Here is a 25,636-nt window from a genome sequence, read left to right as displayed (position 1 = left end):
GGTTAAAGCCCGCCCATTTTTAAAATCGCATTCCATTCTTTTTCCGTGACGGGTGAAACCGACAGGCGGGACTGGCGGATAAAAGACATCCCGGCCAGATCTTCATGCCCTTTGATATCGGTCAGGCTCACGGGGGTGGAAAAATCTTTGAGGGGGGCCACATCGACGGTGACAAATTTTCCCGTTTCATCCAGCGGATCGGGATAGTGTTCCCTCATGATTTCAAGAATGCCGACAATTTCCTTGCCCTCATTGGAATGGTAGAAAAAGGCCCGATCGCCTTTTTCCATCAGTTTAAGGTTATTGCGTGCCTGATAATTCCGCACAGGTTTCATCCAGCGGCACGCGCCTTTTTCCTTTTGCTGGTCCCACGACCATTTATAGGGTTCGGATTTAACAAGCCAGTAATTCATTGTTTTTCCTGTATATTTTTCTATCTGGACGAGGTTTTTTCAGGACTTCGGACGCACTATAGCAGAAAAAGCGTGAAAAAGTCGGTAAGCTTTTTATTTTATGTAAACAAAAGGCTTGCATATTACATAATATTATTATATAACCCTTTAACCTTTTGTTAAGGAAGTGCGAGCTCCGGTGGGGTAAGGCAGGAACATGAGGCGGCGCTCTCAGGCGGTCTCTCAAGAGACAGAAACCAAAAGAGAGCAAAGGTAAACGGTATTTAAGAGTTATAAGGATAAAGGAACAGAGGATGGGAACGACAACGATTCAGACGGAGAGAGATCGGGCGCTTCGCTTTTCTATAAAAGACGCTTCAAAAGACGCTTTTAACGTCACCTTCATTCCTGAAGGGCGTATTCTGGTGGAAGCGCATGGCGGAACGGTTGCGGTATTGAATGCCAAAAAAGTGATAACCGATTATGATGACTCTGAGAAACTCAGCACCAAAAACGCTTTTTCAAAGAGAACGGAACCTCAGAGGGCCTTTGTTCCCATGGCTGTTAACGTGGACCTGGCGGGGAACCCGTGCAATATTCGTATAGGGGCTGACGCATTACTCGTGGCGCACCCGGAAAACGGTCTTTTGGTGAGTGCTGCCAGTGCCGAAGTGGGTGTTGTCGGGGCCAAAAAAGTTATAGATATCGATCGTGCCGGTTCCTTTGTAGATGGGTTTGAAGAACGCATAGCAGAAGCCAGGGCGCAGAAAATGACAGACGCTGCGGCGGCACTGAAAGAATCTGCAAAATTCGTGGACGTAGCACTTGTTAAGGAGGAACCGGCGGTTTCCTCCGTCACGCCGGGCGCTTTTGAAATAGGGCATGTTTTTACGCAAGAAGAACTACAGAAAAACGCACCGGATTTGTTGTTTCTGAAAGGTTACACTTATGTTGACTGGAACAAACAAAACGGCCAGATAGAACTAATGAGTCCGGAGTTGTTTCCCGGCATCAAACCGGCAAAAGAGCGTATAGGCGAGGGCCGTCCGGATTTTGCCAAGGGCAAAGAACTGACAGGGTCATGCGATTCTGTGATCAGTTATCGTGATCGATTGAATAAAAAATGCGCCAAAAGTCCTGAGTTAAAAGGCATGGAATTTCGTTTGGCAACAGACAAGGATTGGGAACAGTTTGCGGCAGGCAAATTTAAAGCTGCCGCAGGTGCTCAAAAGCCGGCGTTGGCTCTGGAAGCTCCTGCGGATGAAACGTTGCAGGAAAGCAATCTCGGTGGCCGGGAGTATTATGTCGCCAGTCAGGGAGGCGATAGTTTGACCTCACGGTTCGCGACGGTACGCAATGACACCAGCGGTGAGAAAAGGACAGTAGACAAAAGAGATGTTCAGGCCGGCGGACGTTTATTTGTGACGGTGCCTGGCCTTACGCACGTCCGGCTAAGAAACTGTATTTCGTAAGTCAAACATGAAGCAAGCCCTTAGCGGGCTTGTTTTGTTTTACCGGGCGGCGTTTTAAATATTTTCCGCCCGCAAGGGGCGTTTGAGGACGTGCTCGATCGTGTCCTGAATGCTCTTTCCTTCATTGAGGCAATCATTGACGGCGCTGGAAATCGGCATGTCGACGGCGTGGTTTCTAGCCATGACCTGTAGGGCATGGGCGGTGCTGACCCCTTCGGTGACGGCGCTGCGGCTGTCCAGAATATCCTTCAGCGGTTTGCCTTCGCCAATTTGGACGCCGAGTGAAAAGTTGCGGGACTGCATGGACGAGCAGGTCAGGATTAAATCACCGATGCCGCACATCCCCATCAATGTTTCCTTTCTGGCCCCCATGGCGGATGCCAGACGCCCTATTTCCGTCAGGCCGCGTGTAATCAGGGCGGCGCGGGCGCTTTCTCCCATGCTGCGTCCGTGGATGACGCCGCAGGCGATGGCGATCACATTTTTAACGGCCCCGCCGATTTGCGCGCCGACGACGTCATCCGTTAAATAGGTTCTCAGTCTCGGGCTTCCCAATGCCTCAACGAGTGCTTTTCCCAGCTCTTTGTCTTTTGTTCCGATTGTCACGGCGCCGGGCAGGCCCCGGGCGATCTCCTTGGCAAAAGTCGGGCCGGTGAGAACGGCGAGCGGAGAGCCGGGCAAAACCTCTTCGGCGACGCGCGACATAAGATGCCCGGTTTCAATCTCGATGCCCTTGGAACAAAGAACGAGCGGCTGGCCTTCGTTTATATCGCGTTTGAGGGATAAAAGAGTAGAGCGCGTATGCTGCGCGGGGGTCACAATGAGAAGTATATCGCTTTGCGCCGTCAAATGAAGGCTATCTGTTGCGACGATATTTTCATTGAGCTTGATTCCGGGAAGGAAGGGGACGTTTTCATGCTTCTGGTTAATCGCGGAAAGCGTTTCGGCTTCCCGGACCCAGAGCGTAACGTCGCGGCCCAAAGACGATAAGTTTTGTGCGAGGGCCGTGCCCCAGGCGCCTGCGCCGATAATCCCGATTTTCTTCATAAAACCCACCCTCTTCTTGTTTTTTTGTTTCAGACCTTTTCTTTCAAGCCTTCACACCGCCACCTGTTTGTGGTTCTGCTGCCGGGTCAAGGGGCCAACGCGGTCTGGCCGCGATGTCGAGGGGATCGGTTTTATTTTGGTTTTTCTTTTCGATTCCCACCCAGGCAATCATGGCTCCGTTGTCGGAACATAATTCTCGCGGCGGTGCAATAAAAGCGGTCCCGGAGGCTTTCGTCAAGTCTTTCAATGCGTTTCTGACGGCCAAATTCGCTGCAACGCCGCCGCAAATGACGAAGGCGGCTTCTTTTGCCTTTTCTTTGTATTCATCCTGAAATCTCAAAATAGCGTTTTGGCAGCGGCTTGTAAGGATTTCTGCGACGCTTGTCTGAAACGCGCAGGCCAGGTCGGCAATATCGTCCATTTGGAGCGGGCCCTTGGGAAGCTTTCGGACATGGTTGCGCACGGCTGTTTTAAGGCCGGAAAAGGAAAAATCACAGCCGCTGCGGTCGGTCATCGGGCGCGGCAAGGGAAAGCGTTCTACCGCTTTTTGCGGGTTTTTACATTGACTGGCGGCGCGTTCCAGATTCGGGCCGCCGGGATAGGGCAGCCCCATCAGCTTGGCGGATTTATCGAAACACTCGCCCAGCGCATCGTCCAGCGTTGTGCCCCATCTCCGGTAGACGCCAAGGCTTTCCGCGACCAGAAGCTGTGTGTGTCCGCCCGATACCAGCAATACCAGATAGGGGAAGTCTATATTATCGCTTAAGCGGGGCGTTAACACATGCGCTTCCAGATGGTTGACGGCGATAAAAGGCAGGTTGTGTGCGGCGGCAATGGCTTTTCCGGCCATCATGCCGACCATCACGCCGCCGATCAGGCCCGGTCCGCAAGTGGCGGCAACGCCATCGAGGTCGTGAAAGTCGATTCTTGCATCGCGCATTGCCCCTTTAATAAGCGCATCAAGGTGATCCAGATGTGCCCGCGCGGCGATTTCCGGCACTACGCCGCCAAAGACTTCATGTTCCTTGATCTGACTCAGGACCAGATGCGACAGGATTTCCCGCCGGTCATTGACGACCGCGACGGCCGTTTCATCGCACGAGGTTTCAATTCCCAGAATTTTTACAGGCGTGTTCATGAAGCTTTGAAAAAGACGATATCGATTTGAAGCTGGCGCATCAGTTTTTTGCTGAAATAGCCGGGGAGCACAAAATGCGGTTCGAAGCAGCGGTCTTTGAGCCATTTCATAAGGGCCTCCGCTGTGGGTTCTCCGCCATAAAGAGGCAGCAGGGACAGCTCCAGTTGCCAGCCTGAAATTTTATTTTTCTTTATACTTTCGGCTGCGCCTTTCAGGACGGAAAATTCATAGCCCTGCGTGTCGGCTTTGATAAAAAGTTTTTCCTTTTCGTCGGTATATTCATCCAGAAGGCTGTCCAGCGTTTGGATACTCACCTTCTCCGTGCCGATATATTTCGATTTGGGCAGAGCGGTGAGCGTGTTTGCCTCCAGCGGTAAAATGGAACTCATTTCGTGGTTTTGCGAGACATTGATTTCGATCTGGCCGTTTTCTTCGCCAACGGCCATGGGGGCGGCGATATCCCATTTGGGGTCATGTGTGCTGATCGACTGAAGAACGCTGTGGTTTTTTCTTAAAGGTTCGAAAGAGACAATCCGGCCTGTAAAACCGGATTGACGCAGGCGCGTGGCATATTGTCCCAGATTTGCACCGATATCCAGAACCGTGTCTATTTTATGGTGATCCAGCAAGGCAGCCAGACGGATGTCTTCGGCCTTGACATCGGCATAGACGGTTTTCTTTTTTTGAAACAGGCGCATCCTTTTTTCCTCTTTTTATTGGCTGTTCACAGTCATTCCATCTTTTCTTTAGGCTGTAAAGCGCCTACAAAATGAGGGATGAACAAAAGAAAAGTCAAAATCGGCACAAGAGGGTCGAAACTCGCGCTTGTGCAGGCCCGCAGGGCCGAGGTGGCCTTAAAGACGGCCCATCCCGGTTTGCAGGTTGAAATTGTTGAAATCCTCACTTCCGGGGACTGGAAGCCCGAAGACGGCGAAACACGCCTGTCCGAAGTAGGCGGCGGCAAAGGGCTTTTTGCCAAGGAAATTGAAAAGGCGCTTTTGGACGGCGCCGTGGATTGCGGCGTTCATTCGCTCAAGGACATGGATTCTTTTTTGCCGGAGGGGCTGGCGCTTGCCTGCTTTATGGAGCGGGAAGACCCGAGGGATGCTTTTTTAAGCGCTTCTTTCCCTTCCCTTGAGGCGCTGCCGGAGGGGGCCGTGATCGGGACATCTTCTTTGCGGCGGCAGGCGCTCCTTTTGGCGAAAAGGCCGGATTTAAATATTGTTCCCTTGCGCGGAAATGTCGGTACACGCATTGAAAAAATGAAAAAGGGGCAGGTAGATGCAACGCTTCTGGCCATGGCAGGGCTGAAACGCCTCGGTCTGGAAGAAGAGATTGCGGCGCCGGTCGAAATAGAAGACATGTTGCCTGCCTGCGGGCAGGGAACGGTCGGGATTGAAATCCGGCAGGACGACAGTTTCATGCATGATATCCTCGCGCCGCTCCATTGCGCAAAGACCGGCTTGTGCTCGCTTGCCGAACGGGAAGTCCTCAAGGTTCTGGACGGGTCCTGCCACACGCCGATCGGCGCTTACGGCGTTTTTGAAAAGGATGAACTGTATCTCCGCGCTCTTGTGGCGGAGAAGAACGGGGCCGCCATTTATCGAGAGGAAAGCCGCGGGAGCGTCCAGACGCCGGAGGAAGCCGTTTTATTGGGACGGGGATTGGGTTTGCGTCTTAAAAATAAAACGCCGCCGGATATTTTCTCATGAGCGGCCCGACGATCCTGCTGACCCGTCCGGGCCCTGCGTCGGAAGCTCTGGCGCAGGAGCTTTCCCAAAAAGGTTTTGTGCCCTTTATAGAGCCGATGCTGACCGTTAAAAATCTCCCCGTGGATTTGCCGGATTTGTCTGCATATCAGGCGCTTGTCTTTACGAGCGCCAACGGGGTTCGTGCTTTTTGTCCTTTGAGCTCCCGGCGCGATTTGCCCGTTTATGTCGTTGGAAACCGTACAAAAGAGGAGGCTTCCGTCTCAGGTTTTCAGGATGTGCGCTGCGGCGGCGGGAATGTGAAGGCGCTGGCGGATCTTTTAAAAAAGGACAATCCCGGGACAATCCTTTATGTACGCGGGCAGCATGTGGCGCGGCCCCTTCTTCCTCTTTTACCGGAGATGGAGATAGAGGAGGTTTGTGTCTATCTGTCTGAAAAATCAAAAAAAATCACGGAATCTTTGTGGAAAAAGCTGGCGGCGGGAGAGGTGGACGCCGTCCTCTTTTTTTCGGCGCGTACGGCCTGCACTTTCGTCGATATTCTGCTGGAGGCGGGAAAGGGCGATCTGGCAGGCGGCATAAAAGCTTTGTGTCTAAGCGATGAGGTGCTAAAGTCCCTTTCCGTATTGTCTTGGGAGAAGACGTATGTTTGCAATATGCCGGAGCGGGGTGAAATGATCGCTCTTTTGGGCCGGGTCTATGGGGAAAAAGAAGAAAATGAGTAGCAACGAGACGAAATCTCTACAAAACGCAGAAAAAATTATCGAACGCTTTGGCGGCATTCGTCCGATGGCGCATAAAATAGACGTGCCGGTTACAACGGTACAGGGCTGGAAAAAGCGCGATGTGATCCCGGCAGGGCGGCGCGAGCAAATTCTGGAGGCGGCGCAGGAAAATAATATTGACCTGGAAGGGGTGCTGGAAGAGGATTCAATTGCCAACGAAAACCAGCCGAAGGAAAAAATACAGGGAGAAAAGCAGACAATGCCGACACAAGAGATGCAGCCCCCCAAACAGCATAAGCCTGCTGCGTCCACGGCCTCACACGTTTCCGGAGAAGAGTATAAAACGCGGGATGAATTGATGGCGGAAATTCAGAAAAAAACGGACAAAATGATCCAGACGAGTATTTGGTCAACGGCGGCTCTTTTGGGGGTCGCTTTGATCGGAGGCGCCCTTCTTTTCTGGCCCAGTGCCAAGAAAATTGATGCGCAGGGCAGCCAGATTGCCTCTCTGGAGGGCGAGGTCGATACTCTGGGGCAAGAGGTGCGCGACGTAAACCGCCGCGCTTCTTTTTTGAAGGATCTTGTGCCCGAAGACATGCAAGAAAAACTGGATTCCCTTCAAACGCAGGCGCGTAACCTGCAGGAAAATGTGCAGCAGCTTTCACAAAAAGCGGACGCGATTCAGGAAACTGTTTTTTCGGAAGAAGGGGGCTCTCTCTCTGCACGTCTGGAAAAACTGGAAGCACAGGTTGTTGATTTAACGGGATCTGAGAATATCGGAAATATGATCGAGCGTATTCGTAAGCTTGAACAAACGGTCTCCGGGCAGGAGGCTCTCGGCGCGGCCATGAGCGAGCTGGGCGAGATTGTCTCCGGCATGGGGGGGCGTGTCGGGACGCTGGAAGAAAAACTGGTGCAGGCGCAGGGGGAAGACGGCGCGCTGGGAAAAACCATGGAAGGGGTTTCCGCTGACGAACTTAAAGCCGCTGCCATGCTGATCGCTTTTTCAAAATTGCGGGATTCTTTGAACCGTGAGGCGCCGTTTGAAGAAGATCTCGTCATTCTCCAAAAGCTGGCGGGGGAAGACAATCAGGAATTGCAGGCCTCTTTGACACAACTGGCGCCATACGCCAATGGCGGTGTGCTCACGCCGGAGGGCTTATCCAATGAATTTAAGTCTTTGGCCGGAGATATCGTGATTTCCTCTCTCAAAGGGGAGGATGTTTCTGTCATGGACAAGGCCAAAGCGCGCTTTGTGAATGTTTTTAAAGTTGAAAAAGGCGGAGAAATTGTCGGGGGCACTTCCTCGCAAAAAGCGGTTGCACGCGCGCAGGCTCTTCTCGATCAGGGGGATGTCGAAGGGGCCATTGCCCAGCTTCAGACGCTGGACGGCGAAGCGTCGGAGACAGCGCAGCCTTTCATCGAGCAGGCGCAGACGACGCTTTTGTCCGGTCAGGTGCAGGATATGCTGCAAAATATGATTCTCTCCAGTCTTGGCAAGGTTTCGGGTAAAGGCGCGCCGGCTCTGCCTTCCGCAGAAGGTTTGGATTTAAACAATATTAAGGGCACGCTGAAAGAGGTTGTGCCCGAAGGGCTGCATCAGGAGCAGGGCGTCATCAAAGATGAAGAATCCGGCGTGACAGTTTTACCGCGGCAAAAAGGGTTTAAAGGATTCTCCGCTGGCCAGCCCTAGTTTCGTCCGGTTTTAAAGAAGACAAAGAAGGGAAAAGAGTATGCTTCGGGCTATGTGGTTTTTTGTCCAGATTGCGCTCGTCGTCGCGGCGGCGCTCTGGCTTGCGGCGCGCCCCGGCTCCATTGCGATAGAATGGATGGACTACCATATCAGTCTTCAGGCGGGTATTTTTCTCCTTATCCTTGTGGTCTTTGTGCTCGTTGTGCTCTTCTTTTTTCGCGTGCTGGGCGCGCTTGTTTCCATTCCTAGACGGATTGTGGGGTTTCACGAAGAAAGCGCAAGGCGGCGCGGATATCGCGCTTTGACGAAAGGGTTTGTGTCCGTTGCCGCCGGAGACGCGAAAAAGGCCACGCAGTTCTCAAAACAAAGCCGGGCTTTGTTGCCGGACGATCATGGCCTGCCTCTTTTGCTGGAGGCGCAGGCGGCGCGGCTGCGCGGGGAAGAGGGCGCCGCACGCCGGTCTTTTGAGGCGCTGCTGGAAGATGAAGATGCGGCTTTCTTCGGCATAAGAGGGCTTTTGAAATCCGCATTGGATGCGGGGGAAATCGGCCGGGCACTGGAGTATGCTCACAAGGCTGAATCGGCACATCCGAAGCAGGGCTGGATTCTCAAAACCGTTTACGATCTTGAAATTAGAAATCATTTGTGGGAAGCGGCGGAAAAAACATTAAAAAAAGCGGTCCGCTACAAAGGAATAGACAGGGAGAAAGCGCGCAGCGACGAAATTGCACTTCTTGTTTTGCGCAGTGAAGCGGAAGAACTGGAAGGCCGTAAACGCCCTATGATGCGCTGTCTGGAAAAGGCATATGCGCTTGATCCTTTCTTTGTGCCGGCGGTTGTTCGCCTGGCTGAAAAATATGTTCATAAGAAAAGACGCCGTAAGGCCGTATCTCTCATTGAAAAAATATGGCGCGAAAATCCGCATCCTGATCTTTTGCCGCTTTGGAAACAGTTGGAGCCGGCCAATAAGAAAAAGGATTCTTTGCGCCGGATGCAGTGGTATGAAAGGCTTGTGGCCTTAAATCCCGATAGCGCTCTGGGGCAGTTTTCCGCCGCGCAAACGGCGATTGAGGAAGGACTCTGGGGCGAGGCCAAAGCTTATCTCATTATCGCTTTGCGGCTGGAACCTTCCGCAGCGCTTTATAAATTAATGGCCAAGGTCGAACTGGAAACGAGCCGGAATGAAGATGCGGTGCGTGAGTGGCTTGAAAAGATAAGCGAAGCGCCGCCTTCGAAGGTCTGGACATGCAGGGAAACGGGTATCGTTTACGAACGCTGGTCACCGCTGGCGCGGCCTCACGATTCTTTCAATACGATTGTCTGGGGCTATCCCATGGCGCGCCGGGAGGGGGAAAGGCTTTCCTCTCCGTCTTCAATTGAGTCTTTAATGATTGAAGCTGCTTAGGGCGGGCGCTCTAAAGCTTCATAAATTTCAGGATAACAAAGCCGCCGAGGAATCCGCCTATATGCGCGGCCCAGGCGATATTGCCGCCATCGGGGCTTCCCATTACGCCGAAAAGAGCGGAAATGCCAATCCATAAAAGGACGAAGGGCATGATTCCAAAACGCCCCCCTATATTGCCGCGGCTTTTGTTAATCATGACAAGGGCGGCGGCAAACAAACCGCTTAAACCGCCCGAAGCGCCGACAACCGGATAGGGGGACAAAGGGTTGATGATAAAATGTGCCGCAATGCCGGACAGGCCGCACAGCACAAAGAAAAGAACCATTCTTTTGCTTCCCATCCAGCGTTCGACTCCGCTGCCAAACGCCATAAGCATGACACCGTTCATCCCGATATGGAGCCAGCTTCCGTGCAGGGCCATATGTGTAAGGGGGGTGACAAGGGAGATTGGTTCAAAGGGGGCCGCCCCTGTGAAGCGGCCTGGGATAAAGGCCAGATGCAGGAAAACCCACTCAAGCATCTGAGGAGGCAAAACGAGGTGCACCAGGACATGAACGGCGATCAGGAGTCCTAAAAGGATTTTGGTGGCAGGCGGCAGGTTTATCAGGGGTTCCTGCGGCCCGCGTTCTTTTTTTTCAAGCTTTCTCTCTGCTTCTTCTGCTTCGCGGCGCATTTTGTCGCGCTGCGCCAGGGTTGGCATTTGCACGACATTGCTTTTGTCGTTCGCGCTTCCTTTTCCATTTTCCGGGGAATCTTCCATCGCTCAAGTATAGTTGCTTTTGTAAAAAAATCAGCGGCTTTTTGGGGCCGCTGAAATCTTCATGAAGGAATAACATTGTGGTAAGGATTAGCTTGGGGCCATGCCGCCAAACATTCCGGCCGTTTTTTCCGCATCATATTTATATTTGACGCTTTCATCTCCTCTGGCTTCCAGCCCACCGCCGGGGGTTGCTTTGACGATATTGGCAACGCCTTTCATAATATCCATGGCCATGACCTTCGCTTGCCCAAGCTGCTGTTTGAGGTTTTCAAAAGCGGTCGAAAAAGCTTCTTTTGCCAGTTCTTTCCCCATCACGACAAATTTTTCGATCGTTCCCGTTTCAGGAATCTTTCCTTCCGTCACCTTATCGAAGGCACTGAGGGAAACTTCCTGCTCTTCAGGCTTTTTTGCCGCCGGCTTTTTACCGCCGCCACCGGACTTTCCTTTCGAGCCTTCTTCCCCTTCGTCTTCATCCTCACCTTCCCTGATAGCGATATCAAGGTAAGTGCGGGCCTGATAGCTGACGGGATAGGCATGCAGGTCTGCAGGATCGAGCGTTTTTCCGCTCAGGCCCGCTTTCAGTTCAACATGGAAAAGATCGGAGTCATGCCAGTCAAAAACAACGCAGTGACTCTTATGGTCACCTGAAATAGGATATTTCCTGACCAGTTTTTTACCCGGATAGACAGGCTCCTTGATGCCTGCGCTTCCGATAAGATCCTGAATATCGACTTTCATTTTTACTCGCTCCCTTTTCTCTACAGGCATTGTGCCCTAGTATTTTACGAAATTGCAAATCCATCATGGTCATAAAAGCTTAAAGAAGCGTTAAAGCATTAAAATTTATTCTGGAAATTATATATTTCCCTGCCGCATCTCAGGACTTTGAGAATTTCCACTGTGCCTGCTACAATGAAAAAGGTGCATTTGGATAAGATAAGGATTTTTGCGGATGCGTTTCGGTTTTGTCATTTTGTCGGTGTTTTGTGTTTTGGCGTCCGGTGCGCAGGCGCAGGAGCGCCCTTTGTATAACAGTTCCGGCAGCAGTTCCGGCTCCGGAGGCAGGGCGATCTATAACGGGTCTTCCGTTTCGGGGGGCGGCAATCCCCTTTCCCTGAACCAGATTGTCGAGGGACGCAGCACCACGGGGTACGAATATAGTTACAAAGGAACAGGATATAATCCTTACGGTGCCGGCAGCCTCGATTCCAGCGAGATTACAATGGAGGACGTTCGAAAATTCCGGGCAGAGCAGGCGGCGCAATATGCCGAGCAGGAAAAGGCCGCGAGAGGCAGCTTCATGAGTTATGATTCCGAGGAAAGGAAAGAGGAGGAAGAACAGGAGTATTTAAACCGTCTTCAGCAGGAAGAAGCAAAGACCGAAGAAGCTCCGGCACAAACGACAAAGAAAAACCTTGTTTATAAGGGTCGGCCGCGGGATATCGAAAAGCCCCGCCGTATTTTTAACTCCGTACCCTAAAAGCTCTATATTCCAATTGGCATGAAATCTTCTTTCCGTTAGGCTTCGGGCGTAACGGATTTTTTGGGGGTTTTATGGCCGGTATAGACGCCTTGCGGTTTTTTTGTCTGCTTATGGCGTTGTGTCTTTATGCTCTTTTCGGTTCTTCAACGCCGGATCATCCGGGCGTTTGGGAAGTTGTCGTCGGCGCGGCGCTTCTTTTGGCCGCAGGCGTTCCTGCGGCGTTTGAAATTATAAAAATAAATGGCTCCCGCTTTTTATGGCTTCGCAGTCTTTTCCTTTTCGGCCTTTTGGTTCCCTTTGCCATAGGGGTAGGAAAGGGGGCGGAACTGACGTTAATTCTGCGGGATATGGCGGCATTTTTCTTTTTAACCCTTCCTCTTTTCTTTACGGATTTGATTTCCGAAAAAGCCGCTTACATGAAATTTTTTGAATGGGCGCTGGCCGGTGCGGGGGTGGTCTTCGCGTTGCGGGCGCTGGGGCCTTTTTACGGTTATATGGCGCCTTCCCAGGAGCTGTTATATCTGGCCAATTCGCCACTGGTTTTGTTTGCGGCCCTTTTCCTTTTCGGAAAGGTTTTTGAAATCCTGCATAAAGGACCCGCCCTGCGGAACTTGTTTTGGGCGGGTCTGGCGGGGGCTGCGCTGTTTATTTTGTTGTCTTCCATGCTGCTGGACGTTCAGCGGGCAACCCTGGGGGCAACCTTGTTAACGGCATGTGCTCTTGTGTCTGTGTCTTTTGTCCGGTCGCCTTTGCGTTCTTTGTTTCCGGTGTTTGTCCTGATCGTTGTCATCTTTCTTACGCTGCCGTTTTTGCAGGAAGCATTTCACAGCGTCAGTCTGAAAACGGCGCAAGTTGGTCTGAATATGCGGCTTCAGGAGGCGCGGGCCGTTGTGACCTCTGTGAGCGGGTCTTTTGGGTCCGTCCTCTTCGGTCTGGGGTGGGGGGCCGAGTTTGCTTCTCCGGCTGTAGGAGGGATAAGCGTGAATTTTACACACAGTCTTTTGACTTACATGTTTTTGAAAACAGGATTGGCCGGATTGTCTCTGACCCTGATTTACCTGGGAACGGTTTTCAGGAGGCTTTATGCGGTTTTTGTGGAAGACGTATCACTGGGGTTTTCTTTGCTTTGGCCGCTTTTGATCCCCGTTTTTCTTTATGCTTCGCATAAATCGCTGGATTTTGGCCTGATTTTGCTTTTGATTTATATTGCAGGAGCAAAGCCGGGCTCTTCGCTTTTATCCATACCCGCCAAGACTGCTGTGTAAATTTTAATGGCCAAGCCTTCAGTCCTTTTTATCAATCGTGTTTATCCCCCTGTCCGCGGGGCCAGCGGGCGGATATTGCACGATCTGGCCCGCAGTTTCGCTGCGGACGGGTGGTCGGTTACGGTTCTGACAACGGGAGAAAAAACCGTCCAGACGATGGAGGAAGGTGTCCTTGTGCGCCGGATTAAAGCACCGCTTCGTATGAAGGGAGCACTTTCCTATACAGGCGTTTGGCTGCGCCTGTTTTTCGCTGCGCTGAGACTCGCGCGGCGGGATCTGGTGGTGAGTTTGACGGATCCTCCTTTGTTAATTGTACTTGGCCGTCTGTATGCGAAACTGAAGGGCAGCAGGCATATTCACTGGTGTCAGGACCTTTATCCGGATTTATTTTCGGCGATGGGTGTAAAACTTCCGGCCTTTCTTGTGTCTTTGATGCACCGGCTGTCCCGCCGTTCCATGAAGTCTTGTGACGGCATTGTTGTGATCGGGCGCTGTATGGCAAAAAGAATAGAGGCGCTGGGTGTCGAGGCGTCCCGTCTCTCTGTCATTCCAAACTGGGCTGATTTCGAGCTTTATATGGAAGGGCAGCGTTCTGCGCCGCCGCAGGGCCCGAAGAAAAATTTAAGGCGGGATGAAAACCGGAAATTCCGTGTCCTCTATGCCGGAAATCTTGGGCGCATGCATCCGGTAAAACCTGTTTTGGAAGCGGCTTCCCTTTTGAGCGATCATCCGGAAATCGAATTTGTCTTTGCCGGCATGGGGCCCCGATATGAGATATTGGCCCGCGAGCGGGAGCGTATGGGTCTTGCGAACATAAAACTCCTGCCCTGGCAGCCTCTCGAAAATCTACGCGCCCTGATGGAAAGCGCAGACGTGCACCTGGTTTCCATGCGTTCGCAATCCGCCGGAATGCTGGTGCCGTGCAAATTCTATTCCGCACTGGCGGTACAGCGGCCTGTTGTCTATATTGGGCCGGAGGATACCGAGATCGCAGCCGTTATTAAAAGTTTTGGTGTGGGGATGAGTGTCCCGCCCGGAAAAGGAGCCGAATTGGCGCAGGCCATTATAAAATACAGGAATGATGGAGAAGAATGGTTTCGGGCGCAGGAATGTGCCGCCGGAGCCGGAGAAGTTTTTTCCCCGGAAGCCTCGATTCGCACGTGGCTGAAACGGGCTGAAGACGTGGTGGCCTTATGAGCCGGGCAGAGCCGACATTGGGAGATCTGTTACAAAGTTTTTGGTGCGCGAAATATTATGTGATGTTCGGTGCCCTGATCTGTGTTCTTTTCGGCGTCGCTTTTTTACGCATCGTCACGCCGGCCTATAAGGCGGAAATGATTATTGCGCCTGCGGACGGGTACGCGCTCGGGGATTATGCGTCTTCACTTTCGGCGGATCGCTCGATTTCCCTTCCTTTCTGGCGGCCTGCGGAAGCCGAAGGCGTTTCAACGGATTTTTACCGTTTTATCCATACGGCGCGCGGCGGCATGGCGGCGGAAATTCTGTTAAAAGATAAAAACGTTTTAAGCGGTATCCGCCGGGACGGAAGCTGGCGGTATCATGCCCGGCATTGGAATGCGGCCGAGCTGTCCGAATATTTCAAAAGGACCGTCAAAATAGAGCCGATTGGGGCGACACCGCTGCGCCGTATGTCTTATCGTCATCCCGATCCCGATTTTGCGGCGGCGCTTCTTCGCAAAATTCATCTGGTTGCGGATCAAATGATTCGCCGGGATCGCCGCCGCCAGTCTCAGGCGCGGATTGACTATCTGGAAAAGTCGCTCTCCAGAACGCAAAATCCCGATCACCGGAAAGGCATCACAGACCTTCTGATGCAGCAGGAATATGTTCAGATGCTGGCAAATCTGGATGAGCCTTATGCCGCTATTATCGTGGAGCCTTCCGCAAGCGGATCGCGTCCGGACTGGCCCAGGGCGGAGCTTGTCCTTCCGGCGGCGTTTCTGGCGGGAGTATTTTTAGGTTTTCTGGTCTGGTCCGCAAGACAGGCGCGGGTGCATGAATAAAATTCCCGTCAGCGTTCTTGTGACGACATTGAACGAAGCGAAAAATCTTCCGCGTTGTCTGGCTGCGCTGGAAGATTTTGATGAGGTTATCGTGATCGATTCCGGCAGCCGTGACGGGACGGTGGAGGCCGCCCGCAGTTTCGGGGTAGGCGTTATTGACTATCGATGGAACGGAGCATATCCCAAAAAGCGGCAGGATTGTTTGAACAGGCTCAATTTAAAACACGACTTTATTTTCTTTGTGGATGCGGATGAGGTGGTAACGAAGGAACTTGCCGGCGAGATCCGGCAGCTTGATTTTTCGATGGCCGGATATTTTGTCAAAGGCCGCTATGTGTGGAAAGGGGAGCCGCTTCGTTTCGGGTTGAAGAATAATAAACTGGCATTGTTCGACCGCCGGAAAATAGAGTTTCCGGTCGTGGACGATCTGGATATTTCCGGCATGGGGGAGATGGAGGGGCATTATCAGCCTGTTTTAAAAGAAGCACATCGGGGTGAAAAAACGGGGCAGCTTCGGAAAAGCCTGCTGCATTACGCGTATGAAGACAGGGAAGGCTGGGAAGCCCGGCATAAACGCTATGCATACTGGGAGGCGCAGATGATTCGCCGGAGCGCTTACCCTGAAGATCCTTCCGTTTTTCGTCAGGGTATTAAAACGCTCTTTAGAAAAATGCCCCTGAGGGCCGTTACCGCCTTTGCGCATTCCTATTTTTTAAAGATCGGATTTCTGGATGGAGCGGCAGGATTTGAATTTGCCCGTTCGCGCTTTATGTATTACCGGCTTGTCGCTGCCGCATTTTCAAAAACCGGTAAAGGCGCGGGCATTTTCGGCGCAGAAACAGATTTAGCGTCTGTGCCGCAAAAATAAAAATATTTCCCGGAAGGTTTTGTCCGGCTTCTTTACGGATGTAAAATTGTTCACGGCGTCCCCGCAATGCTTCCAGTTGTGAAATTCCGCCGTTTTCAAACAGGCAGATCGGAAAAGGGCAGTACAAAATGTTTTCAGCGCGCTGTAAAAACCTGATTGTAAAATCGTAATCGGCTGCGATTTTATACCGCAAATCATAACGCAGATCTCCGAGGGCGGTTCGCCGGTAGAGCATGGCCTGATGATGCGTAAACATGCCCTGCCATGTTTTTTTGTGGGGACGGGAATATTTGTAAAAATTCTCTTCCAGGGCATCGCCGTAGATGAAATCTGGTTTTGTTTCCGCGATGGCCGGTTGTATTTTTTCAAGGGTGTCCGGCGCGGCAAACTGGTCCCCGGCATTCATGAAAATCAGGTAAGAGCCCCGGGTGCGCTCTATCCCCTTGTTCATGGCCTCGTAAATTCCATGGTCCGGCTCGCTGATCCAGAGCGAGTTGGTATGTGGCAGATATTCCTTTGAGCCGTCTTGCGAGCCGCCGTCAATCACAATCCATTCGTAATTCCCGGTGCTTTGTCCTTGCAGGCTTTCATGCGTGCGCTTTAGTCCTTCCAGGTTATCCAGTGTAATCGTAATGACAGAAAAAAGAGGCTTAGTCATCGCCGATGGCGTCTATATAAAGGCCAGATATGGCGAGATTGGCGAAGATCTGGCTGATGCGCTCGGCGCCTTCGAGAAAATTAAAGGGTTCCGGATCGCGCGGTACGACAATGGTGGAGCCGGGCGGAATGAAATTCGCCTGATGGGACCACGCGCTGACTTGCAAAGGCTGCGCGCTGCCGTCCGGGTAGACGACGAAAGCGCGCTCTTTATCCGCGTAATAGGTCGTGCCGCCGGCTTCACGGATATAATCGCCTGGGGATTTTCCTTTGCGGAACTGTAGTGCGGCGGGCGAAAGGACTTCGCCGGCGACACGGACATTTAACGGACGTTTGGGAATATAAATCCGGTCCCCGGCCTCCAGAAGAATGTCCTGTTCGTGGTCGGCTTTGAGAGAGCCGGGATCGGCCTCGACCGTGATGCGGCCCACCGCTTTGGCGCCTTTCAGCTGGGTGACGAGTCCCTGCACGGCGCTGATTTGCGCCATGTCCGGTTTTTTGTCCTTGTCCAGATTCTGCAGGCTGCTTGCGAGTTTGAGTTCCAGATCCTGTGCCTGCGCCCGATAACGGTTTTGTTCCCGCTTGCGTTCGCTGGCGCGGCTGAAAATCGCGCCGTCAGGATAGCCCTGCAGGGTGATGCCGCCTGCGCGCTCCAGAAGGCTGAGCATGGTGTCGCCGGCCATCAGGTCATAACGGCCCGGATGATTGACTTCGCCCAAAATGGTTACGCTCTGGTCTTCCACGCGCTGGTATTTCTGGTTTACCCGCACCGTATCGCCCGGACCGATGAGAACATCCGCCGGATTGTCATCGTGAAAATTGACGGTGATCCTGCGTATGCCGCTGCGCCCTTGCGCTTGATGGTCTTTGCCGGTCAGGCGGGATGTGACCTCGATGTTGGAGGTGTTGGCTTCCAGCGTTGTGCCGCCTGCCACAGCCAGAACGGAATCCAGCGTGGTGTTTCCGGCAACGGGATAGGCGCCGGGACGCCGGACCGATCCGCGGACGAATGCAGAGCGTTCCCGCAGGTAAGAATTTATCAAAGGATCTTTAATGAAAGTGTCGTCTTTTTTTTGCGGTGCTTCATGTTGAAGGGAAGCTTCATGTAAAAGCGGTTGCCGGTCCGTTTCCTTTGCGTTTTCAATATTTTGAATTTGCATCATGGAGAAGAGGTGAACGATATCCCCTTCATTGAGGCGGCGGTCGAACGTTTTTTGCAAAACCTGACGCGGGGAAAATTCCAGAAGAGTTTTCGTGAGCTGGTTTGCGTCCCGGCGTTCAATGACTCCGATAAGCGGGTAAATATCATTTCCAAGAATTTTTTCGTCTTTAATGAGGTCTGAAAGGGATTTTGCTTTTTTAATATCATGTGCGCCGGGCTGGCGTGTGTGGCCGGACAATGTGACGTCACGCGTGCGTTTTTTTTCGGCTTGCGCGACCATAAGGATGCTGCCGTCTCCAAAAAGCCTGTCCACCGATGTTTCTATATCCTGCACGGTTTCTTCGCCCTCTTTCGTAACTTCCAGTTTCACATAGCGGTTGTTCCCCGGGGTCAGAACGCCGCCTGCTAGCCCCAGCATTTGTGTCCGGTTTAGCTTCTCGCCTTTGACGAGTTCATAAATGCCTGCGCGTTTGACCGCGCCGGAGATAGCCGCTGTGGGGCCGATGGGCGGGACGATAATCCTGTCGCCGTCCTGAAGAAGTTTGTCCGCTCCGGAGCTGTTGCTCATCAAAAGATTGTAGAGATCAATCGGGTAAGAGCGTCCTTTGCGGACAAGTTTAATCCGGCGCAACGACCCTGTTTTTTTGATTCCCTTTGCGGCGCTCAGCGCATCAAGGGCGCTGTGAAAGGCGGTCAGGTTTTTGCGTCCGGGTGCTATCACATGGCCGATGACCGATACGCTGATTTGCCGCACGCCGGACAGGGAGACAAAAACCTGCGTGTTGTGCATTTGCGCTGCGGCATCTTCCAAAGCGCTGCGGATATTTCCAAGCGTTTTTCCTGCGGCGAAAAGAGGGGCAAAATCTTCGATAACGATAAAGCCTTGCGAGTTTACGTCATATATGCTGCGGCGGCTGACTTGTCCGCGCAGAATAACTTCCAGTTTGTCGCCGGTGCTTAAAACATAATCGTCCTGCACCGTGCCGACGGGAATTTTATTTTCCGGCGGCTCGTCCGTATTGGAAAACAAGTCGTACCCATATTGATGCAGTTCATCGACAATTCGGCCCGAATAGATATCTTCCAGCGGGGAGAAGTTGAATTTTTCTTCTGTGAAGTCTTCCAGGTCTTTTAAAGACAGGCGGCGCGGGGAAATCTCTTCCGTCCCTATGGCGTTATTTGTTGCAGAATCCTCGGCATTTTCTTCCTCCCACGGCACAACCGGCGCGCTGGTCAGGGGGTCGGCGCGTGCGGGAGAGAACAAAACAAAGATAAAGGAGATTGTCAGAAAAAAAGGGACAGCGCTCCTGATAAGACAAAACATGATTCAAACCCAAGAAAATCAATGCGCCTTTTAATATACAGGCGTATGAGCTTTCTGTGAATCCCTTAATATGCCTCCTTCTGTCTTGCAAAGCTTTTTTGGACACGCTATTTCAGGAAAATGGCTCTTCATATGATTAAACTGGCGGTTGGTGTCGAGACACTTGCCGATTTTGCGCTTCGGCACGAAGCCGAGGCAACGGATTACGATGGTGTTCTTGCTGTGCCCTGCTGGACACGGTTCAGGGCTCGTCGGGCGGAGGAGATTCTTTCCGGCGGGGGGAGTCTTTACCGTGTTATTAAAAACCGGATTCAGTGCCGGATGAAAATTCTAGGGTTTGAAATGGTGGAAACGGCCGATAAGGGAACGCGCTGTATGATCCTGCAGTCGCCCGATATTATTCAAACGGTTTCTGTTGCCCGCCGTCCTTTTCAGGGATGGCGCTATCTGGAGGAAAAGGATGTTCCGCCGGACCGTGGACTTTATATCCGGGGGCAGGAAGCGGAGGATATTCCTCCTGAAATGGAAGCGGATTTAAGGGAATCCGGCCTTTTGTAATCATTGACGTAATACAATTATTTCTGTTGTTTTTCTGCGGTTTCAATCGCGGAAACCGGAAGGTTGCAATGCTTGTAAAAACCGCTTCATGAGCCCCGTTTCGTTGGGAAAACCTCTAAAAGTAAAAAAAATGTAAAAAAGGTGAAAAAGGTGTTTGACAGCCGTCGCGTGATCGTTATATAACCCCTCTCACAGCGCAGGCTTGGCCCGCGCTTTTTTATGTCGGAAGGCTTGAAATCTGAGGGTTTTTGTCGATTCGGCATAAAAGTTGACGAGTGGTCTTAAGAAGATTATATTCTCACCATTGTCAAATATGAGTAGCTCTAACGCTTTTGTTCCTAATGGGAAGAGGTGCGTGCGGGCCGCACGGTTCTTGAACATCGTGAATAGGAAAGAAGAGATACACAGGCAGCAGCGCCTGGGCCGTCAGGCCCTGATGTGTTGAACACATTAAAAAAGTCGGTTTTATGCCGGCATTTTGAGATCTGCTATTTAGTCTGTGTATTTTGTAAAACTTACAAAGTAAGTAACGATTCGTTTTCACTTTAAGTGAGGACGGATACAGTTACATGACGCATAGCAGGTCCTTGCACTTCTCAAATCCTTCTTAAGAAGGTTGAAGTGTCCAAGGATACTTCAATTTCTTAAATATGAAGTGATTTGAGTTGAGATCAAACTTGAGAGTTTGATCCTGGCTCAGAACGAACGCTGGCGGCAGGCCTAACACATGCAAGTCGAACGAACCTTCGGGTTAGTGGCGCACGGGTGAGGAACACGTGGGAATATACACTTCGGTGCGGAACAACGTCTGGAAACGGACGCTAATACCGCATAATGACTCCGGTCCAAAGATTTATCGCCGAAGAATTAGCCCGCGTCTGATTAGTTTGTTGGTGGGGTAACGGCCTACCAAGACGACGATCAGTAGCTGGTCTGAGAGGATGATCAGCCACACTGGTACTGAGACACGGACCAGACTCCTACGGGAGGCAGCAGTGAGGAATATTGCGCAATGGGGGCAACCCTGACGCAGCCATGCCGCGTGAGTGAAGAAGGCCTTAGGGTTGTAAAGCTCTTTCAATGGCGAAGATGATGACGGTAACCATAGAAGAAGCCCCGGCTAAATTCGTGCCAGCAGCCGCGGTAATACGAATGGGGCGAGCGTTGTTCGGAATCACTGGGCGTAAAGCGTATGTAGGTGGTCAAGAAAGTCGGGAGTGAAATCCCAGGGCTTAACCCTGGAACTGCTTCCGAAACTCCTTGACTAGAGTCCCGGAGGGGCCAGCGGAATTCCGAGTGTAGAGGTGAAATTCGCAGATATTCGGAGGAACACCAGTGGCGTAGGCGGCTGGCTGGACGGGAACTGACACTGAGATACGAAAGCGTGGGGATCAAACAGGATTAGATACCCTGGTAGTCCACGCCGTAAACGATGTGTGCTAGTTGTTGGGGGCCACAGGTCTTCAGTGACGCAGCCAACGCATTAAGCACACCGCCTGGGGAGTACGGTCGCAAGATTAAAACTCAAAGGAATTGACGGGGACCCGCACAAGCGGTGGAGCATGTTGTTTAATTCGAAGCAACGCGAAGAACCTTACCTACCCTTGACATACCTCTCGGGGATTACAGAGATGTTTTCCTTCGGTTCGGCCGGAGAGTGTACAGGTGCTGCATGGCTGTCGTCAGCTCGTGTCGTGAGATGTTGGGTTAAGTCCCGCAACGAGCGCAACCCTTATCGTATGTTACCAGCATTTAGTTGGGGACTCATGCGAGACTGCCGGTGATAAGCCGGAGGAAGGCGGGGACGACGTCAAGTCATCATGGCCCTTACGGGTAGGGCTACAAACGTGCTACAATGGGAGTGACAGTGGGCAGCGAGGTCGCGAGGCCGGGCTAATCCCTAAAAGCTCTCTCAGTTCGGATTGTACTCTGCAACTCGAGTGCATGAAGTTGGAATCGCTAGTAATCGTGGATCAGCATGCCACGGTGAATACGTTCCCGGGTCTTGTACACACCGCCCGTCACATCATGGGAGTTGGTTTTACCTGAAGGCCGTGTGCTAACTTCGGAGGCAGCGGACCACGGTAGGATCAGCGACTGGGATGAAGTCGTAACAAGGTAGCCGTAGGGGAACCTGCGGCTGGATCACCTCCTTTCTAAGGATGTTGTTTGGCATGTTTAGTTTTAAAAACGCGAAACTTTTCGCGGGCGGCAGTCGCCGCCTCTTGGTAACAAGAGCTTGCGGCTGCAAGCCGTGACAAGTGCCACGTTCTTAAACTAAAGTGCTGCTGTCTGTGCATCTCTTCTTTCCTGCATAAAGAACCAAAATAGGGTTGGCCGTTGGTTGAGCCTTTTTATTAAAGGAGGGCTTGTAGCTCAGTTGGTTAGAGCACACGCTTGATAAGCGTGGGGTCGGAAGTTCAAGTCTTCCCAGGCCCACCATTTAATGGGGACGTAGCTCAGCTGGGAGAGCGCCTGATTTGCATTCAGGAGGTCGGGAGTTCGATCCTCCTCGTCTCCACCATTTCTTTTCAAAACGCTTCGGATCGTAAGTGTTTTGATGAGGAATGAAAATTTCTCGGTTCTTGTACATCGTGAATAGGTTTGAGAATGTTGTTTGTCTGCAGAATCAGCGCAGGCAAATAACGAGTAAAGACAACCAATATTGACACAGGGAATGTGGTGCAAGCTACGTTTTGTGTGTCAAAATGATCTAACTTTAGACTGAGTAATCATGTTAAATGCCCTGTCCTTTGCCGAGGAGCAGGGAGCAGCAGATTTAATTCTGCGCGTGATTCAATATCAAGTGTCTAAGGGCATCTGGTGGATGCCTTGGCGATCAGAGGCGATGAAGGACGTGGCAGGCTGCGAAAAGCTCCGGGAAGGTGTCAACAACCGTTGATCCGGAGATGTCCGAATGGGGAAACCCAGCTCTTAGGAGTTATCGTTCACTGAATACATAGGTGAACGAGGCAAACCTTGCGAAGTGAAACATCTCAGTAGCAAGAGGAAAGGAAATCAACCGATACTCCCCTAGTAGCGGCGAGCGAAAGGGGACCAGCCCAGTGGCTGAAGTTTAAGAACCGGAAGTATCTGGAAAGATACACCAAAGTGGGTGATAGTCCCGTACGGGTAGAAAGAACTTCAGTCCTCGAGTAAGGCGGAACACGTGTAATTCTGTCTGAATATGGGGGGACCATCCTCCAAGGCTAAGTACTCCTGATCGACCGATAGCGAACCAGTACCGTGAGGGAAAGGTGAAAAGAACCCCGATAAGGGGAGTGAAACAGACCTGAAACCGGATGCCTACAATCAGATGGAGGGGGCTTGTACCCTGACATCGTACCTTTTGTATAATGGGTCAGCGAGTTAGTCTTGCATGCAAGCTTAAGCCGTTAGGTGGAGGCGCAGCGAAAGCGAGTCTGAATAGGGCGATATAGTATGCAGGATTAGACCCGAAACCCGGTGATCTAGTTATGGGCAGGTTGAAGATACGGTAACACGTATTGGAGGACCGAACCCACCTATGTTGAAAAATGGGGGGATGACCTGTGACTAGGGGTGAAAGGCCAATCAAACCGGGTGATAGCTGGTTCTCCGCGAAATCTATTTAGGTAGAGCGTTGTGTGAATACCTTCGGGGGTAGAGCACTGGAAGGGCTAGGGGGGCGCGAGCCTTACCAAACCTTACCAAACTCCGAATACCGAAGAGTAATGCACAGCAGACAGACTATGGGTGATAAGGCCCGTGGTCGAAAGGGAAACAGCCCAGACCTACAGCTAAGGTCCCCAAATCATAGTTAAGTGGAAAAGGAAGTAGAAGGTCCATGACAATCAGGAGGTTGGCTTAGAAGCAGCCACCCTTTAAAGAAAGCGTAATAGCTCACTGATCTAAATAAGACCTTCCGCGCCGAAGATGTATCGGGGCTCAAACTATGTACCGAAGCTTAGGATTCAGCTTCTTCGGAAGCTGTCTGGTAGCGGAGCGTTCCGTAAGCCTGTGAAGGTCCCCCGCGAGGGTGGCTGGAGGTATCGGAAGTGAGAATGCTGACATGAGTAGCGACAAAGAGTGTGAGAAACACTCTCGCCGAAATCCCAAGGGTTCCTGTCCAAGGCTAATCCGGGCAGGGTGAGTCGGCTCCTAAGGCGAGGCAGAAATGCGTAGTCGATGGGAACACGGTTAATATTCCGTGACCTGAACGTAGTGACGGTGGGCGTGAACCGTATCTCCTTATTGGATTGGAGATGCGGTGAAGCACATCCAGGAAATAGCTCGTTCATTAAGACCGTACCCGAAACCGACACAGGTGGGATGGTAGAGCATACCAAGGCGCTTGAGAGAACTATCTTGAAGGAACTCGGCAAAATGCACCCGTAACTTCGGAAGAAGGGTGACCTCTGTTTGGGCAACCAGACGGAGGTGGCACAGACCAGGGGGTGGCGACTGTTTATCAAAAACACAGGGCTCTGCGAAATCGCAAGATGACGTATAGGGTCTGACGCCTGCCCGGTGCCGGAAGGTTAAGTGGAGGTGTGCAAGCACTGAAATGAAGCCCCGGTAAACGGCGGCCGTAACTATAACGGTCCTAAGGTAGCGAAATTCCTTGTCGGGTAAGTTCCGACCTGCACGAATGGCGTAACGACTTCCCCACTGTCTCCAAGGTAGACTCAGCGAAATTGAATTCCCCGTGAAGATGCGGGGACCCCGCGGTTAGACGGAAAGACCCTATGAACCTTTACTACAGCTTTACAGTGGCATTAGATTATTTATGTGCAGAATAGGTGGGAGCCTTTGAGTCAGGGACGCCAGTCCTTGAGGAGGCACCTGTGAGATACCACCCTTGAATTGTTTGATGTCTAACCGTGGCCCGTTATCCGGGTCCGGGACCCTGTATGGTGGGTAGTTTGACTGGGGCGGTCGCCTCCCAAATAGTAACGGAGGCGCGCGATGGTGAGCTCAGGACGGTCGGAAATCGTCTGTGGAGTGCAATAGCATAAGCTCGCCTGACTGTGAGACTGACAAGTCGAGCAGGGACGAAAGTCGGTTATAGTGATCCGGTGGTTCCGTATGGAAGGGCCATCGCTCAACGGATAAAAGGTACTCTAGGGATAACAGGCTGATAGCGCCCAAGCGTCCACAGCGACGGCGCTGTTTGGCACCTCGATGTCGGCTCATCTCATCCTGGGGCTGGAGCAGGTCCCAAGGGTATGGCTGTTCGCCATTTAAAGAGGTACGCGAGCTGGGTTCAGAACGTCGTGAGACAGTTCGGTCCCTATCTGCCGTGGGAGTTGGAGTCTTGAGAAGAGCTGTCCCTAGTACGAGAGGACCGGGATGGACGCACCTCTGGTGTACCAGTTGTTCCGCCAGGAGCACCGCTGGGTAGCTATGTGCGGACAGGATAACCGCTGAAAGCATCTAAGCGGGAAGCCTCCTTCAATACCAGGACTCCCTATCAGAGCCGTGGAAGACCACCACGTTGATAGGCCGGATGTGGAAGTACAGCAATGTATGAAGCTAACCGGTACTAATTGCTCGATCGACTTGATTTTGAATCATCAGCGCGCAGTATTAAGTCTGTTTGCATACTTCTCTGTCATCCCCGCGGCACGCCGAAGGCGTTTGCACAGCGGGGATCCAGAGAAATGATTACGAAGTCTAAAAAGGATTTTATTGGTTTGTTTTTACTTTTTTGATTTAAGAACGCCGGACTTCCGGCGGGCGGCAGTCGCCGCCTTTTAAAAAAAGCGTTCGACCGAATGCCGCGAACGGTTTCGCGTTCTTACATTGAAAACGGGTTTGGATGACCTGGTGGTTTTAGCGCGAGCGAAACACCCCATCCCATTCCGAACTGGACCGTGAAAAGCCGCCGCTCCGATGGTACTTCGTCTTAAGGCGCGGGAGAGTAGGTCACTGCCAGGTCTTCCAAGCCCGTTTTTAATTCTTTATCTCGCCGA

19 protein-coding genes, 2 tRNA genes and 3 rRNA genes are annotated in these 25,636 nt (G+C 52.0%); 16 read left to right on the top strand and 8 right to left on the bottom strand.

Annotated features, from left to right (window positions below):
- Window positions 1-2: 2 nt before the first annotated feature.
- Entirely contained in the window at window positions 3-413 is a 411-nt protein-coding gene (locus H6853_00645; protein ID USO03828.1) for an EVE domain-containing protein, read from the bottom strand.
- A 293-nt stretch (window positions 414-706) separates the two neighbouring features.
- On the opposite strand from H6853_00645, the gene H6853_00640 reads away from it, so the two are divergent.
- Window positions 707-1,864 carry a hypothetical protein gene (locus H6853_00640; GenBank protein ID USO03827.1) on the top strand — a complete coding sequence of 386 codons (1,158 nt, stop codon included), beginning with the start codon at window positions 707-709 and terminating at the stop codon, window positions 1,862-1,864.
- A gap of 54 nt (window positions 1,865-1,918) precedes the next feature.
- Here H6853_00640 and H6853_00635 read toward each other — a convergent pair whose 3' ends face one another.
- From H6853_00635 to H6853_00625, 3 genes are read right to left on the bottom strand one after another with little or no spacing between them, the layout of a single operon-like run.
- Window positions 1,919-2,911 carry an NAD(P)-dependent glycerol-3-phosphate dehydrogenase gene (locus tag H6853_00635; protein ID USO03826.1) on the bottom strand — a complete coding sequence of 331 codons (993 nt, stop codon included), beginning with the start codon at window positions 2,909-2,911 and terminating at the stop codon, window positions 1,919-1,921.
- A 43-nt stretch (window positions 2,912-2,954) separates the two neighbouring features.
- The gene (gene tsaD, locus H6853_00630; protein USO03825.1) at window positions 2,955-4,049 is read right to left on the bottom strand and encodes a tRNA (adenosine(37)-N6)-threonylcarbamoyltransferase complex transferase subunit TsaD; all 1,095 of its coding nucleotides are present in this window, start codon (window positions 4,047-4,049) and stop codon (window positions 2,955-2,957) included.
- Window positions 4,046-4,747: an FkbM family methyltransferase gene (locus H6853_00625; GenBank protein ID USO03824.1), complete on the bottom strand. Its 702-nt coding sequence runs from the start codon at window positions 4,745-4,747 to the stop codon at window positions 4,046-4,048. Before H6853_00625 ends, tsaD begins: the two co-directional genes overlap by 4 nt.
- A 78-nt stretch (window positions 4,748-4,825) precedes the next feature.
- On the opposite strand from H6853_00625, the gene hemC reads away from it, so the two are divergent.
- Genes hemC through H6853_00605 form a run of 4 tightly spaced genes read left to right on the top strand, consistent with a single transcriptional unit; the run spans window position 4,826 to window position 9,581 of the window.
- Window positions 4,826-5,761 carry a hydroxymethylbilane synthase gene (gene hemC, locus H6853_00620; GenBank protein ID USO03823.1) on the top strand — a complete coding sequence of 312 codons (936 nt, stop codon included), beginning with the start codon at window positions 4,826-4,828 and terminating at the stop codon, window positions 5,759-5,761.
- The gene (locus H6853_00615; GenBank protein USO03822.1) at window positions 5,758-6,483 is read left to right on the top strand and encodes a uroporphyrinogen-III synthase; all 726 of its coding nucleotides are present in this window, start codon (window positions 5,758-5,760) and stop codon (window positions 6,481-6,483) included. Before hemC ends, H6853_00615 begins: the two co-directional genes overlap by 4 nt.
- On the top strand, window positions 6,476-8,176 hold the full coding sequence (locus H6853_00610) for a hypothetical protein (protein USO03821.1): 1,701 nt from the start codon (window positions 6,476-6,478) through the stop codon (window positions 8,174-8,176). The genes H6853_00615 and H6853_00610 overlap by 8 nt, the downstream gene beginning before the upstream one ends.
- Window positions 8,177-8,216: 40 nt before the next feature.
- Complete coding sequence (locus tag H6853_00605; GenBank protein ID USO03820.1) at window positions 8,217-9,581, top strand: heme biosynthesis protein HemY; 1,365 nt, start codon at window positions 8,217-8,219, stop codon at window positions 9,579-9,581.
- Between the two features lie 10 nt (window positions 9,582-9,591).
- Here H6853_00605 and H6853_00600 read toward each other — a convergent pair whose 3' ends face one another.
- Together H6853_00600 and H6853_00595 are read right to left on the bottom strand one after the other, a co-directional pair.
- The gene (locus H6853_00600; GenBank protein ID USO03819.1) at window positions 9,592-10,341 is read right to left on the bottom strand and encodes a rhomboid family intramembrane serine protease; all 750 of its coding nucleotides are present in this window, start codon (window positions 10,339-10,341) and stop codon (window positions 9,592-9,594) included.
- Window positions 10,342-10,428: 87 nt separating this feature from the next.
- Complete coding sequence (locus H6853_00595) at window positions 10,429-11,079, bottom strand: hypothetical protein (GenBank protein USO03818.1); 651 nt, start codon at window positions 11,077-11,079, stop codon at window positions 10,429-10,431.
- Window positions 11,080-11,293: 214 nt separating this feature from the next.
- Between H6853_00595 and H6853_00590 the strand changes: the two genes are divergently transcribed.
- From H6853_00590 to H6853_00570, 5 genes are all read left to right on the top strand, one after another.
- Window positions 11,294-11,821: a hypothetical protein gene (locus H6853_00590; protein ID USO03817.1), complete on the top strand. Its 528-nt coding sequence runs from the start codon at window positions 11,294-11,296 to the stop codon at window positions 11,819-11,821.
- A 74-nt stretch (window positions 11,822-11,895) separates the two neighbouring features.
- A complete protein-coding gene (locus H6853_00585) occupies window positions 11,896-13,089 on the top strand; it encodes a hypothetical protein (GenBank protein ID USO03816.1) in 1,194 nt (397 codons plus the stop codon).
- Between the two features lie 6 nt (window positions 13,090-13,095).
- On the top strand, window positions 13,096-14,286 hold the full coding sequence (locus H6853_00580) for a glycosyltransferase family 4 protein (protein USO03815.1): 1,191 nt from the start codon (window positions 13,096-13,098) through the stop codon (window positions 14,284-14,286).
- Window positions 14,283-15,113, top strand: coding sequence for a hypothetical protein (locus tag H6853_00575; GenBank protein USO03814.1), 831 nt, complete (start codon window positions 14,283-14,285; stop codon window positions 15,111-15,113). The genes H6853_00580 and H6853_00575 overlap by 4 nt, the downstream gene beginning before the upstream one ends.
- Window positions 15,106-15,981, top strand: coding sequence for a glycosyltransferase family 2 protein (locus H6853_00570; protein USO03813.1), 876 nt, complete (start codon window positions 15,106-15,108; stop codon window positions 15,979-15,981). The genes H6853_00575 and H6853_00570 overlap by 8 nt, the downstream gene beginning before the upstream one ends.
- On the opposite strand, the gene H6853_00565 is transcribed toward H6853_00570, so the two are convergent.
- Window positions 15,881-16,639: a glycosyltransferase gene (locus H6853_00565; GenBank protein USO03812.1), complete on the bottom strand. Its 759-nt coding sequence runs from the start codon at window positions 16,637-16,639 to the stop codon at window positions 15,881-15,883. The two genes, H6853_00570 and H6853_00565, sit on opposite strands and share 101 nt — an antisense overlap.
- Window positions 16,632-19,124 (bottom strand): SLBB domain-containing protein, encoded by a 2,493-nt coding sequence (locus H6853_00560; GenBank protein USO03811.1) that lies wholly within the window; start codon window positions 19,122-19,124, stop codon window positions 16,632-16,634. The genes H6853_00565 and H6853_00560 overlap by 8 nt, the downstream gene beginning before the upstream one ends.
- A 132-nt stretch (window positions 19,125-19,256) precedes the next feature.
- On the opposite strand from H6853_00560, the gene H6853_00555 reads away from it, so the two are divergent.
- The 6 genes from H6853_00555 (at window position 19,257) to rrf (ending at window position 25,601) form a co-directional block, all read left to right on the top strand.
- Window positions 19,257-19,682 carry a DUF1489 domain-containing protein gene (locus H6853_00555; GenBank protein ID USO03810.1) on the top strand — a complete coding sequence of 142 codons (426 nt, stop codon included), beginning with the start codon at window positions 19,257-19,259 and terminating at the stop codon, window positions 19,680-19,682.
- A gap of 672 nt (window positions 19,683-20,354) precedes the next feature.
- A 16S ribosomal RNA gene (locus H6853_00550) occupies window positions 20,355-21,845 on the top strand.
- 202 nt (window positions 21,846-22,047) lie between these two features.
- Window positions 22,048-22,124: transfer RNA gene (locus tag H6853_00545), tRNA-Ile, on the top strand.
- Window positions 22,125-22,130: 6 nt separating this feature from the next.
- Window positions 22,131-22,206 (top strand) — tRNA-Ala (locus H6853_00540).
- A 277-nt stretch (window positions 22,207-22,483) separates the two neighbouring features.
- Window positions 22,484-25,234: ribosomal RNA gene (locus H6853_00535) — 23S ribosomal RNA — on the top strand.
- Window positions 25,235-25,486: 252 nt separating this feature from the next.
- A 5S ribosomal RNA gene (gene rrf / locus H6853_00530) occupies window positions 25,487-25,601 on the top strand.
- Together the 16S, 23S and 5S rRNA genes with 2 tRNA genes alongside form the textbook arrangement of a ribosomal RNA operon.
- Window positions 25,602-25,636: the final 35 nt, after the last annotated feature.

It is taken from the genome of Rhodospirillales bacterium (assembly GCA_023898765.1).
In the GTDB taxonomy this organism is placed as follows: domain Bacteria; phylum Pseudomonadota; class Alphaproteobacteria; order Micavibrionales; family Micavibrionaceae.
This window is presented reverse-complemented; position numbering and strand designations above follow the sequence as displayed.